General features: G+C 33.0%; 11 protein-coding genes. 2 read left to right on the plus strand and 9 right to left on the minus strand.

Annotated elements, in window-relative coordinates; genetic code table 11:
- Window positions 1-264 precede the first annotated feature (264 nt).
- Window positions 265-1452 (plus strand): IS4 family transposase, encoded by a 1188-nt coding sequence (locus Q4Q34_RS00425; protein WP_330444553.1) that lies wholly within the window; start codon window positions 265-267, stop codon window positions 1450-1452.
- A 106-nt stretch (window positions 1453-1558) separates the two neighbouring features.
- Here Q4Q34_RS00425 and hisS read toward each other — a convergent pair whose 3' ends face one another.
- The 6 genes from hisS to rpsF all read right to left on the minus strand — a co-directional run bounded on the left by hisS (window position 1559) and on the right by rpsF (window position 8180).
- Window positions 1559-2929 (minus strand): histidine--tRNA ligase, encoded by a 1371-nt coding sequence (gene hisS, locus Q4Q34_RS00430; protein ID WP_303317511.1) that lies wholly within the window; start codon window positions 2927-2929, stop codon window positions 1559-1561.
- A 241-nt stretch (window positions 2930-3170) separates the two neighbouring features.
- Entirely contained in the window at window positions 3171-3638 is a 468-nt protein-coding gene (locus tag Q4Q34_RS00435; protein WP_303317510.1) for a DUF6495 family protein, read from the minus strand.
- 165 nt (window positions 3639-3803) lie between these two features.
- Window positions 3804-6953 carry a TonB-dependent receptor gene (locus Q4Q34_RS00440; RefSeq protein ID WP_303317509.1) on the minus strand — a complete coding sequence of 1050 codons (3150 nt, stop codon included), beginning with the start codon at window positions 6951-6953 and terminating at the stop codon, window positions 3804-3806.
- Window positions 6954-7082: 129 nt separating this feature from the next.
- A complete protein-coding gene (gene rplI / locus Q4Q34_RS00445; protein WP_303317508.1) occupies window positions 7083-7529 on the minus strand; it encodes a 50S ribosomal protein L9 in 447 nt (148 codons plus the stop codon).
- Window positions 7530-7542: 13 nt separating this feature from the next.
- The gene (gene rpsR / locus Q4Q34_RS00450; RefSeq protein WP_019388303.1) at window positions 7543-7839 is read right to left on the minus strand and encodes a 30S ribosomal protein S18; all 297 of its coding nucleotides are present in this window, start codon (window positions 7837-7839) and stop codon (window positions 7543-7545) included.
- Between the two features lie 2 nt (window positions 7840-7841).
- A complete protein-coding gene (gene rpsF / locus Q4Q34_RS00455) occupies window positions 7842-8180 on the minus strand; it encodes a 30S ribosomal protein S6 (protein ID WP_135874291.1) in 339 nt (112 codons plus the stop codon).
- 200 nt (window positions 8181-8380) lie between these two features.
- Here rpsF and Q4Q34_RS00460 point away from each other — a divergent pair, with 200 nt between their 5' ends.
- A complete protein-coding gene (locus Q4Q34_RS00460) occupies window positions 8381-9076 on the plus strand; it encodes a LytR/AlgR family response regulator transcription factor (protein WP_102754690.1) in 696 nt (231 codons plus the stop codon).
- A 32-nt stretch (window positions 9077-9108) separates the two neighbouring features.
- On the opposite strand, the gene priA is transcribed toward Q4Q34_RS00460, so the two are convergent.
- The 3 genes from priA to Q4Q34_RS00475 are packed head-to-tail and all read right to left on the minus strand — an operon-like array spanning window position 9109 to window position 12949.
- Window positions 9109-11562, minus strand: coding sequence for a replication restart helicase PriA (priA, locus tag Q4Q34_RS00465; RefSeq protein ID WP_303317507.1), 2454 nt, complete (start codon window positions 11560-11562; stop codon window positions 9109-9111).
- A gap of 23 nt (window positions 11563-11585) precedes the next feature.
- Complete coding sequence (locus Q4Q34_RS00470; RefSeq protein ID WP_303317506.1) at window positions 11586-12014, minus strand: DUF2147 domain-containing protein; 429 nt, start codon at window positions 12012-12014, stop codon at window positions 11586-11588.
- Window positions 12008-12949 carry a YihY/virulence factor BrkB family protein gene (locus Q4Q34_RS00475; RefSeq protein WP_303317505.1) on the minus strand — a complete coding sequence of 314 codons (942 nt, stop codon included), beginning with the start codon at window positions 12947-12949 and terminating at the stop codon, window positions 12008-12010. Before Q4Q34_RS00475 ends, Q4Q34_RS00470 begins: the two co-directional genes overlap by 7 nt.
- Between the last annotated feature and the right edge of the window lies 1 nt (window position 12950).

Here is a 12950-nt window from a genome sequence, read left to right on the forward strand (position 1 = left end):
TTTCAAGTCCTGAATTGACGTTCAGGACTTTTTTTATTGAAAATTAGGAAAACTTCCACCTTTAATGGAAGTCAGTCTTTTGGTTTTTCCGTTTTTATAATTTTGTTTTAATTATGAATTTTGTGATACAATTGTCAATTTTCGTTGTTTTAAAAACATTAAAGAAATTTGTCAAAGACCTGTCAGGTTTTAAAAACATAAGTGTTCGGAAGAGCAAAGTTCATTGACATATTTTCATACATTAGTTTCTTAAATCAAGGTTACATGAGAAAAAAAGTTAGTGTTCACAGTTTATTAAAACTAATAGGCAATGATTTTTTAACGTCTTTGGCCTTGGAGACGGGTACAAACTATAAATCAAAAAAGTTACAAGGCGAAGTTGTTTTCAAATTATTGCTGATGTCCCTTTTAGACGATAAAAAGATCAGTTTGCGTCTCATGGAGAAAACATTTTCCAACAACCTATTCAAGCTTTATTCTGGAATAGAAAAAGGTCAGACCATTAGGCACAGTAGCTTGTCAGAGCGTATTTCCGTTATAAACTCAGAGTATTTCGAAAGGATACATGCCCATGTTTATGAGCTTTCCGAACAATACTTTGATACAGAACAGGAGCCCTACAATATTCGCCAATTTGATTCAACAAGCCTGTCCCTTTCTGCCAAACTATTAAAAAAAGGGATGGTCAACGGGCTGAAGAACAAGAAAGGTGAGCATGGCAAGAAACAGATAAAATTCACTGTTGGCCTGACCAACAACCTGCCGAGCAATATTCGTTTTTATAACGAACAGAAGCACTTAGCAGAAGACCTGACCTTACGTGAAGCGATTCTTAATGCCAATATCAAGGGTACAGAGGTAGTCGTTTTTGATAGAGGTTTAAAGAAAAGAACAACGTTTCAAGAATTCAACCAGTTGGACATCTTCTTTGTCACAAGAATAAACCCGACAAAGAGTATAAAGGTCATTGAGCAAAATAGGTTGGGAAACAGTATTGAGACCGATACTCTAAATATCTTTAGTGATGAGAGGGTATACTTGTACCATCAGAACAAATCACTTTTAAAGAAACCCTTCAGGCTTATAAGGTCACATTCAAAGCAGACAAGGGAAGAGTTACTGTTCCTGACTAATATAGAAGATTTAAATGCGGATGATGTTACCGAGATTTATAAAAGACGTTGGGACATTGAAGTGTTCTTTAAGTTCATAAAGCAGCACTTGCATTTTAAGCATCTTGTCAACCAAAGTGAAAACGGAATCAAGGTCATGATGTATATGACCATGATTGTTGGGATACTTTTATTGCTTTACAAAAAACTAAACAATGTAAAGAGTTATAAAATAGCTAAATACGAATTTACCGAGGAACTAAATATGGAAATAATAAGAGAAATAGTAGTGATTTGCGAGGGAGATCCACGCAAATCTGATATATTTGATACCTCTTAAAGCTCTTCCGAACACTTATGTTTTAAAAACCTGACAGGTCTAACAATCAAAAACCGTAAGCCCCTTTTAGGGGTTGACCAAAGCCACCACTAAATGTAGTGGCTATTTATTTTACAAGATCGATTAACGCTTCCAAAGAGACTTTATACTGCTCTCCAGAAATCATATTTTTTAGTGTATATGTATTAGAAGACATCTCTTCGTCACCTACTAAAACCACAAATGGAATGGCACGCTTGTTCGCATGATTCATTTGTTTTTTCATTTTAGCTGCATCAGGATACAATTCGCAATTGATACCTTGTGATCGTAATTTGTTAATAGCTTTTAAGCTAAATAAAGCTTCATGATCTCCAAAGTTTATAAAAAGTACATCAACATTTTTATTAACTGTTTCTGGAAATAGATTCAATTCTTCAAGAACTAAATAGATTCTATCTAAACCAAAGCTAATACCAACACCGCTTACGTTTTTCATTCCGAAAATACCCGTTAAGTCGTCATAACGACCACCGCCACCAATGGACCCCATTTTCACTCCTTTTGGTGCAGATACTTCAAAAATAGCACCCGTATAATAATTTAATCCACGGGCTAACGTGACATCCAATTGCAGAGCTGCAGTCGATAACCCTAATTCTGAAATCGCGGTATTTATAAAAGCTAATTCTTCAATGCCTTTTTGTCCTTCTTCGGAAGTACTAAGAATACTTTTTAAACTTTCTATTTGAGATTCAAAAGAACCTGACAAAGTAAATAACGGTTGAAGTTTAGTAATACCAGCTTCCGAAATACCTTTACTTATCATTTCTTCTTTCACCTTCTCCTCTCCTATTTTGTCCAGTTTATCTAACGCAACAGTAAAGTCTATTAACTTATCAGACGCTCCAATAACTTCGGCTATTCCAGAAAGTATTTTTCTATTATTTATTTTTATGGTAACGCCTTCAAGCTTTAAAGCTGAAAAAACGGTATCATACAATTGAATAAACTCAACCTCCTGCCACAAAGACTTAGATCCTACCACATCGGCATCGCATTGATAAAACTCTCTAAAACGTCCCTTTTGTGGTCTATCTGCACGCCATACTGGCTGTATTTGGTAACGTTTAAACGGAAACTCTATGTCGTTCTGGTGTTGAACTACATAGCGCGCAAAAGGTACGGTTAAATCGTAGCGAAGGGCTTTTTCTGATATACTTGGTGTTAATTTATTAGAGTTTTTTGTATCATAAGCTTCAACATTGGCTTTAGACAAATAATCCCCAGAATTTAAAATCTTAAAAATCAAACGATCACCTTCTTCACCATATTTTCCCATTAAGGTGTCTGAGTTTTCAAAACTAGGGGTTTCAATAGGCTGAAATCCAAATGTTTCAAAAGCACCACGAATGGTATTAAAGATATAATGACGTTTTGCGACTTGTTCTGGATTAAAATCTCTAGTGCCTTTTGGTATGCTTGGTTTTTGAGCCATATCTAGTACCTGCGAAGGCAGGTATCTTATTTAATGATTATTAATTTTTTTAAAAATAGATTCCTGCCTTACCGAAATAAGTTCTGTACAGGTCGCAGGAATGACAAAAATATATAATGAAATTGTCATTGCGAGCTTTTTCAATAGAAAAAAAGCGTGGCAATCTTTTAAATTGGCACCAAATTAAAAAAATAGCTAAACGATTAACAGATTGCCACGTCGTGCCTCCTCGCAATGACAATTAACCTATCAACTTATCAAAATACTTAAACAGGTCGCCTTTAGTAATAACTGCACCTTGTTCAATCATTTTAAATTTGTCTAAGTTTTTATCGTCTGTATACTCTTTATCAGCTTGTAAAAATTCAACATTCTCATCCATTAAATTTTCACGCAGCCAATTATACCCTTCCTTAGTAGTAATATCCACATCATTTTTTAAGGTAAGCGCTATAACGTACATTTTATCTTCAGCTAAGCGAAACAGATACATATGTTGTGGAGATATATGTTCTAAGTATTCCGCTTTGTTTAAAACACCTTCCCAAATGAGATCACTAAACACATCCAGCTCCATTTCAGCTAATTCTGGCTTGTTGGCTTTAAGGTTTGTCCACTCATCTGCAGTAATAGACTGAGTTGCCAAAAAGTTTATAAACTCCTGATGTAATTCTTCAAATTGCTCTTTTGTAAGTCTTGAGTATTTCATTTAAATAAAAATCAATTACAAGGTAGCTTTATGATCCTGCTTTTCAGCGGGATTAATTCAACTTACAAGTTTTAGTTCGTTTGTTAACTCCAAAAACTTAAGTTTCATTAAAAAAATGCGCTCCTAAATTAAGAGCGCAAATTTAACAATATATATCTTATTATTTTAGAAAATATAACGCAATCCAAATTGCATTTGCCATCTAGAAGCTAAACTAGAATCAAACCCAAAGGAATCCGTTAAGGTTTCATCAAAAGTATAAACAGGAGTGGCTCCGGATGTATCAACACCTATAGGAGACATATTATTTGGTTGTTCTACCACGCCCCAATCGGAATTAATTAAGTTTCCAAAATTAAGAATATCAATACTTAGCTGCAGTGTATTTGTTTTGTCTCCACTTACGTTAAATTTAAAATCCTGTAAGATTTTAACATCCCATCTGCTTCTCCAAGGTGATAAAGCCCCGTATCTATCAAAATAACTTCCTCTGTTGTCGCTTAAATAATCATCTTGCTGAATAAATCTTTCAAAAGCTTCCGCTTGCCCTGGTCCAGAGAACTGCATTTGTTGTACTTCGCTTGCAGTTGGGATATAAATAAGGTCATTATTCTGAAAAGAACTATCACCATTTATATTCCCTGCATAAGTATAATTAAAACGTCCGCCTTGTGCGTATTCACAAAATGCAGAAATTGTAGTTCCCATTTTATCATTTGCATAGGCCCATTTTTTACTTCCAACACCTATAAAACGATGGGTATCTCCATATTTAGAATAAGACAATACATCATTATTAGCATTACCTAAATTAGGGTTAAAATCGAAAGCATCACCAGTAATTTCAGCTTCTATGGAATTTACATCTTTAGCATTTAAATAATTATATGCTACACTTGCATAAATACCATTTTCAAAGGTCTTCTGAGCTTTTAAACTAGCATTCCAAATACGTCCTTTATCTGAATTTGTAAATACATAGGCATTATTACCCCTATCAGCAGGTAAATAAATTGGCCTATTATCTCCAGGCGCATTAAGTGTACCTGATGGGTTTCTTAGTCCCCAGTTTTGTACATGAGCACCATTAATATCTTTAGTATAAGATACATCTCCCGTTAAAACGATACCGTTTTCAAATTTATGATCGGCTCCAACATTAGTTCTCCACACTTGAGGCCATTTAAATTCTGGATCTACTACCTGATAAAAGAAGAAATCTAATCCTTGTACCTGGTTTCCTAACCATACAAACGGAAAACGACCAGTAAAGATACCTGTTCCACCTCGTATTTGTGTTTTACTTTCTCCATTAACATCCCAGTTAAAACCTAAACGTGGAGAAATAAGAAATTTATTGTTTGGTAATTTTCTTGAATCAATTAAGGTTTCCTGGTTTGTGTTAGGATTAAAATAAGGTATTGTAGGATCGAAAGTAAAAGGTTTTCTTGCTATATTTTCATCAATTTTATCTTTGGTATCAAAATATAATGGCTTATCAAACCTAATACCATAAGTTAATTTAAAATTATCGTTTACATTCCATTCGTCTTGTACATAAAACGCTAACTGTCCTACGTTTGTTTCTGCTAAAGACCATCCGTCACCAGCAGCCAAACCGTTATTAGCATTAAAAATATTATCAGCATTAGCTAATGCAGCAGCTAGTGTACCATCATTTACATCTGTTAGAAAAGCATTTAAGTCAGGATATGCTGCAAATGCTCCAACTTCCTGATTAAAATCACCATCTTCATCATAACCAAAAGCTCCTAAATTAAAAGAGTTATCAAATTGAAATTTTTCAAAAGAAAATCCAATTGTAAATGTGTGACTCCCTTTAACTACGTTTAAATTATTGGTAAGTTGAATCACTTTTTGATCTAATCTATTATTAATAGAAAATGGTTCATGACCAGCAATAATATAATTAGAACCACTTCCATCTTGAATAGTAATGGCCGGTGCTGGTGCAGACAATGGAGCTCTAAAATCATCAAAATGAGTATACCCTATCTGTAATTTATTAGTCATTTCATCAGATAATGTCGAATTTAGCTCTAATTGTACTGATTGTATCCCATTATTTATTTCGTATCCTGAGTTTTCAAACTGAAGCGTTGTAAAACTAGGTCCTCTAACCCCCAAAGCGGTAGGGTGTGCTGGTTTTTCTTTAGATGCGTTTAAAAAATTATAGATAATCGCTAAACGGTTATTATCATTAATATTCCAATCTAACTTAAAAATACCTTTTGTAGACTCGGAGCCATAAGTAAACCCTTCATAAGCACCGGTATCATAACCTAATGTTGCCAAAGCATTTGATACACTCATTAAGTCACTTGCAGTTACTCTAGACTCATTAATTGCTCCAGAACCTGTATTAGGTATCCATCCATTGGTTCCTAAATCCGTTCTATCATCTTTTTCAAAATTGGCAAAAAAGAACAATTTATTTTTAATTATCGGACCTCCGATACTAACACCATATTGTACTTGTTCTAAGTCCGGTTTTGTAACATCTTCTCCTTTAATCTTTCCACCAGTTAAGTCCTGATTTCTAAAAAAACCATAAACCGTACCATGAAACTCATTAGTTCCACTTTTTGTAACTGCATTTACTGAAGCTCCTGTAAATCCAGATTGCGTAACATCGTACGGTGCCGTTGATACTGATATTTGATCTATGGCATCTAACGAAATAGGTTGTGCTCCCGTTTGGCCTCCAGGGGTAGGTGCATCTAAACCGAAAGGGTTATTAAAAATAGCGCCATCTAAAGAGAAATTATTATACTGGTCGTTTCTACCTCCAAAAGAATTCCCACTTGCAGATGGTTCTAATCTAGTAAAATCTGCAGCCGATCTTGAAATAGTAGGTAAACGTGTTAATTCACGACGCCCTACACTGGTTTCAGCCCCTGTACGGTCACTCCCAAAAGTTCCTGTGCCTCCACTTCCCTGAATAACAACAGCATCAAGTTGCTCATTGTCTTCTATAAGAACGACATTCAGATTTTGAGTTTTACCCAAGCTTAGGAATATATCATTATATGTTTGATCTTGAAAACCAACAAAACTTATGGTAATTGAGTAAGGTCCTCCTACTCTTAAATTTAATAAGTTAAATCGACCATCAAAATTTGTTGCTGCTCCATATTTAGTACCTGTAGGTGTATGGATAGCTACGACATTCGCACCGGGGAGAGGCTCGGAATTTTTATCTAAAATTAGACCTTTAATGTTTGATGTTGTAACCTGCGAAAACGCAAGAATTCCAAAAAACAAGAAAAACATTGTGAGGGTAGTTTTTTTCATTTAAGTTTATTTTAAGTTAGTCAACTATGCATGCATAGTAATTATTCAAACAAAAATAAACAAAAAAAAGCCATTCATAAGAATGGCTTTACACTATATAAAAGTTTTATTAACTAATTGTTAATACTTTTAGTTTGCTTGAGCAATAACTTCAAAAGGTAAATCAACAGATACCTCTCTATGTAAACGTATCACTGCATTGTATTTTCCTGTACGCTTAATAGTTGTTACTGTTATGAATTTTTTATCAATAGACTGTCCTTCTTTTTCTAGAGCTTCAGCAACATTAATATTATTCACAGAACCAAATAATTTGTCTCCAGCGCCAACTTTAGCAGCTATTTTAATTTCTAATGCTTTTAAAGCTTCCGCCATTTTATTAGCATCATCAACTATTTTCTTCTCTTTAAAAGCTCTTTGCTTTAAATTCTCTGCTAAAACTTTCTTAGCAGAAGAAGTAGCAAGTATAGCTTGTCCTTGAGGAATTAAAAAGTTTCTACCATAACCGTTCTTAACTGTTACAACATCGTCTTTAAATCCTAAATTTTCAACGTCTTGTTTTAATATAAGTTCCATTGTTATCGGTATTTTATTTTAATAAATCTGCTACGTATGGCATTAAAGCTAAGTGACGTGCTCTTTTTACAGCTACAGATACTTTTCTTTGATACTTTAACGAAGTTCCTGTTAAACGTCTTGGTAAAATTTTACCTTGCTCGTTTACAAACTTTAATAAGAAATCTGGATCTTTATAATCTATGTATTTAATACCAGATTTTTTGAAACGACAATATTTCTTTTGTTTGTTTGTCTCAATATTTAACGGCGTTAAATATCTAATTTCTCCGTCTTTTTTTCCTTTAGATTGTTGTTCTATCGATGACATAATTAAGCTTTTTGTTTAAGTTTAACTCTTCTTCTCTCTGCCCATGAAATAGCATGTTTGTCTAATGCAACAGTTAAGTAACGCATAAAACGCTCATCACGTCTAAACTCTACTTCTAAAGCATTAATGACTTCTCCTGGTACAGTGTACTCAAATAAGTGATAGAAACCACTTTTCTTGTTTTGAATTGGGTAAGCTAATTTTTTAAGCCCCCAATCTTCTTTAGCTATCATCTTAGCGCCGTTAGAAACAAGAAAATCTTCGTATTTCTTTACTGTTTCCTTTATCTGATCTTCAGATAAAACGGGATTTAAGATGAAAACAGTTTCATAATGATTCATAAAAATCTATTTAATTGTTAAAAATTGGGTGCAAAAATAACTAATATAAACATATAAAACAACAATAATTTCAGTATATTATACCCCATTGAAAAAATGTTAAAATTTTGTTAAAATGAACGCTTTAACGATGATTTTTGGTTTTTAGCCGAATTTTTTGTACTATTGTCGATATCTTAACCGAAATAATATAAAATGTTATGACATTAAACTGTGTAGTAGTAGACGATTCGGCAATACAACGTCTCTCTATAGTTAAGTTAGTAGAGAATCATCCTTCACTTAACTTAATAGCGGAGTACAGTAGTGCCTTAGAAACTAAAAATGGTTTAAATACGCATCAAGTAGATTTAATTTTTTTAGACATTGAAATGCCAGTGTTAAATGGATTTGAACTTTTAGACGTATTAAACAATAAACCACAAATTATTTTTGTAACCGGTAAAACCGAATATGCTTTTAAAGCGTTTAATTATGACGCTACCGATTATTTACATAAACCAATTACAAGAGAACGCTTTAACACTTCTGTTGATAAAGCTTTAGAGCAACATAGATTGACTTTAGACTTTAACGAAGAGGAAGGTGAACATATTTTTGTAAAAAGTAATCTTAAAAAACGTAAAGTTTATATTAAAGATATTAAATGGATTGAAGCGCTTGGTGATTATGTAAAACTAGTTACAGAAGAAACCAGCTTAGTAGTATTATCTACAATGAAATCTTTTGAAGCTGAATTACCTGAAGGTAAATTTTTAAGAATCCACAAATCATACATTGTTAATCTTGATAAAATAGACAGATTTAACAGTAAAAATGTTGAAGTTGGAGCTTATGAAATTCCTTTAAGTAGAAATAAAAAGACTCAGTTAGTTGATGCTTTAAATAATATTTAAAACCTACTAACTAACCAACAAACCGAATTAAATTAAAAGTTATCGACATTTAAAATTATTTTAACCGACCGAAAATCTTTTATACTTGAAAAGCTATTATTTACTTTAATGATAGCTTTTTTTGTTTTTGATAACGAATGCTCCTTTGGAATCTTGACCAGAATATTTTTATGAAATTGATTTCTTATTCTAGAAATTGGTGGTGACTCCGGTCCCAAGACATTATCTTTAAAAAATTGCCTTAAAGACTTTGCAAACCAAACCGAAGCTGTATCTACCCTATTATAATCTTTGTGCTTTAAAGTGATTTTTATTTGTTTGTAAACAGGCGGATATTTATAATTATAACGCTCGTTCATTTGTTCGTTAAACATCTCTACATAGTTATTAGTAGATAGTTGTTGCAGTATGTTATGATACGGGTTATAGGTTTGTATTAACACTTTCCCTCTCTCATCTGTACGCCCTGCCCTGCCAGAGACTTGTAACATCAATTGAAAACTTCGTTCGTGTGCTCTAAAATCAGGAAAATTAAGCATATTATCTGCATTCATAATACCAACCAGTTTTACATTTCTAAAGTCCAACCCCTTTGTTAGCATTTGCGTTCCTACTAAAATATCTATTTCTTGCTGCTCCAGAGCTGTGATGATCTTTTCATAGCCATATTTACCTCTTGTGGTATCTAAATCCATACGTGCTACTTTATAATCTGGAAACAATAATTTCACCTCTTCTTCAATTTGTTCGGTTCCAAATCCTTTAGTGTCTAATTCAGAACTTCCGCAAGCCATACAATCTTTTATCATAGCCGAATTATAACCACAATAGTGACAACGTAATTGGTTTCTATATTGGTGATAGGTTAAACTCACATCGCAATTAGGACACTGTGGCGAATTACCGCAGGTGTTACATTCTACAATAGGAGAAAATCCACGTCTGTTTTGAAATAATATAATTTGATGCCCTTCCCTTAATGTTTCTGTCATTTCTTCGATAAGTCTATCGCTAAAATGCCCTTTCATTAATTTCTTTTTAAACTTTTCTTTAATATCAACTAGTTCTATATCCGGCATCAAAACATCATTATAGCGTTTAGTTATTTCTACAAAACCATACTTATTTTGCTTGGCATTAAAGTAACTTTCTAAACTTGGTGTCGCAGAACCTAAAAGTATTTTTGCCCCGTGCATATTTGCTAATACCACAGCCGTATCGCGTGCATGGTAACGTGGTGCAGGATCAAACTGCTTAAAAGATTGCTCATGCTCCTCATCAACAACAATAAGACCTAGATTATCAAACGGTAAAAAGATAGAAGAACGTGCCCCTAAAACTATTTTTGCTTTTACAGTATTATTTAAGACATGATTCCAAACCTCAACACGTTCCTGAGATGAATATTTGGAATGGAAAATAGCGACCTGCTCTCCGAAATAATTTTGTAATCGTGTAATTAACTGTGCTGTTAATGCTATTTCTGGCAATAAATAGAGCACTTGCTTTCCTTGATTTATAGTATCTTCAATTAACTTAACATATACTTCGGTTTTACCAGAAGAAGTCACTCCATGCAACAATACAACCGCATGTTTAACAAAAGCGTTCTTTATTTCTTTTAGAGCTGTTTCTTGATACTCATTAAGATTTTTAGTAGCCTCATTGTCTTCTCCTGAATATTGAACACGATCTGTTTGAATATAGTATTCCTCAAGAATGCCTTTATCAATCAATGATTTTATAACCGCCGTTGATGCGCCACTTTCTGAAGATAGATCTGAAACTTTTACAGGCTTTTTTGTAGTAGCAGAAACAGAAAACAACGTTAAAATGACCTGACGTTGTTTTGGTGCTCTATTTAGATTTTCTAATAATTGTTGAAGTGCCGTTTCTGAAGAAAAACTGGCTCCTAGTTTTACATAACGAACCAGTTTTGGCTTATACTTTTCATAGACTTCTTCTTCTACAGAAATAGCCTCTTTTTCAATTAATCGCTTAATAACCGGTAATACATTCTTTTTATCAAGGATATTAGAAATATCATGAATTTTTAAAGACGACTGATGGTGTAATGCTTCGTAAACCAAAAACTCATCATCTTTCAATATACCTTCATCAATGCTTTTAATAGTATTCTTTAAAATAACGGTTTCGCTTTCTAAAATAAATGCACTTGGTAAAGCAGCCCGCATCACATCCCCTAGCGTACACATGTAGTAGTTAGAAATCCATTGCCACAATTGTAATTGCTTTTCTGTTACAATAGGAGAATCATCTAGAATTTGCTGAATATCCTTAGCTTCGTATGCTGTGGGGGCTTCCTGATGTATTTTATAAACTATTCCTGTATAAATTTTAGACTTTCCAAAAGGAACAGCAACACGCATACCAACTTTTAAAAAATCAGCTTCAGACGCTGTTACATTATAAGTAAATAACTTTTTAAGCGGAACAGGAATTATAACGTCTATAAAAAAGCTCAAAGAAAATGTATGTTTTTTAGTTATTAATTAACACGCTCCCAATATTGGGTTGCATAAAAAAAGGAAATATAACCTCTTACTTGTAAAATATTAGGGTTATTGGTTAGCTTTAATCTGCAATCATATTTTTTTCCTCTCTCTGGATCAAATATAGTTCCGTTTTTATAGTATTCACCTTCCGGTTTCATATTCTTAATTAAAACCAGGCCCAAAACAGGTTTGTCCTTTTCTTCTCCAACACATTTTTCACACAAAGCGTCTTTTTTGTCCGAATTTAATATCTCTACTATCTTACCAAAAACATAATCATTTTCTTTATAAATCTCAACTATAGATTTTGCTTCTTTAGTTTCATCATCAATAGTCTTCCACTTCCCAAAAATATCCTGCGAAAAGGCACAAATATTAACAAAACAGCAAAAAAACAAAACAACTTTTTTTAATCTTAACATTGTTTACGCAATTTATTCAGAGAGGCATTTAATTCGTAACCTAACAACAAAATATTAGCATTAAGCCACAAATAAAATAACAGAATTAATAACGCTCCAATAGAGCCATATAGTTTATTGTATTGTCCAAAATTTTCAATATAAAGCCCAAATAAATAAGATGATAAAATAATGAGTAATGTTGTAAATAATGCACCTACGGAAAAGAATTTTGAATGTTTTCCTTCCTGAGTACCAAAATAATATAAAGTTGCTGTTGCCAGATATACCATAAGAACGAAAAATGCATATTTAGCTATATCTGTCCACAATACATTTTGACTTTGCACCTGGTAGCCCTTATTTTCTAATACATCAAATAATTCTTGTACAACATATATTTGAAAATACCCTAAAACAGCTATGGTAATAATAAGTAAAAACGCTAATATTAATGCGATACCTAATGCATACAGATATTGTTTAAAAAAATTCCGGTTTAATTGCTGGTGATATGAATTTTCGAAACCCGAAAACACAGCATTTACACCATTTGCCATCAAAGCTATCGATAATATAAAAACTGATGATAGTAGACCGCCTCGTTGTGATTGATCAATATTCTCAAAAATATTTTCAAAGAAAAAATCAGATGTGTTTGGTGGTAAAAAAGATTCCAAAAAGGTTAAAAACTCAATTTTAAAATCATCTATCGGCACATATGGAATAATGATTAAAACAAATAATAAAAAAGGAAACAGTGCCATAAAAAAACTAAAGGCTATAGCACTTGCACGGGTTGTTAAAGCACCACGTACAATACCTGTAATATAAAGTTCTAATAAATCGTAAAACGATAACCCTTCAAGACCTGGTAATTTTAGTTTCTTGAAAACTCGCACCAAGACATTTATTACTGGAATCTTATCAAGTTTGTCTTCAATAGGCTTGGTCATT

The sequence above is a fragment of the Flavivirga abyssicola genome, assembly GCF_030540775.2.
In the GTDB taxonomy this organism is placed as follows: Bacteria; Bacteroidota; Bacteroidia; order Flavobacteriales; family Flavobacteriaceae; genus Flavivirga; species Flavivirga abyssicola.

Bases quoted from the DNA above. Each gene is read 5' to 3' on its own strand.
- Q4Q34_RS00460 (WP_102754690.1), top strand. From the start codon at position 8,381: ATGACATTAAACTGTGTAGTAGTAGACGATTCGGCAATACAACGTCTC.
- Q4Q34_RS00425 (WP_330444553.1), top strand. From the start codon at position 265: ATGAGAAAAAAAGTTAGTGTTCACAGTTTATTAAAACTAATAGGCAAT.
- Q4Q34_RS00470 (WP_303317506.1), bottom strand. From the start codon at position 12,014: ATGTTAAGATTAAAAAAAGTTGTTTTGTTTTTTTGCTGTTTTGTTAAT.
- Q4Q34_RS00440 (WP_303317509.1), bottom strand. From the start codon at position 6,953: ATGAAAAAAACTACCCTCACAATGTTTTTCTTGTTTTTTGGAATTCTT.
- hisS (WP_303317511.1), bottom strand. From the start codon at position 2,929: ATGGCTCAAAAACCAAGCATACCAAAAGGCACTAGAGATTTTAATCCA.
- rpsF (WP_135874291.1), bottom strand. From the start codon at position 8,180: ATGAATCATTATGAAACTGTTTTCATCTTAAATCCCGTTTTATCTGAA.
- rpsR (WP_019388303.1), bottom strand. From the start codon at position 7,839: ATGTCATCGATAGAACAACAATCTAAAGGAAAAAAAGACGGAGAAATT.
- Q4Q34_RS00435 (WP_303317510.1), bottom strand. From the start codon at position 3,638: ATGAAATACTCAAGACTTACAAAAGAGCAATTTGAAGAATTACATCAG.
- rplI (WP_303317508.1), bottom strand. From the start codon at position 7,529: ATGGAACTTATATTAAAACAAGACGTTGAAAATTTAGGATTTAAAGAC.
- Q4Q34_RS00475 (WP_303317505.1), bottom strand. From the start codon at position 12,949: ATGACCAAGCCTATTGAAGACAAACTTGATAAGATTCCAGTAATAAAT.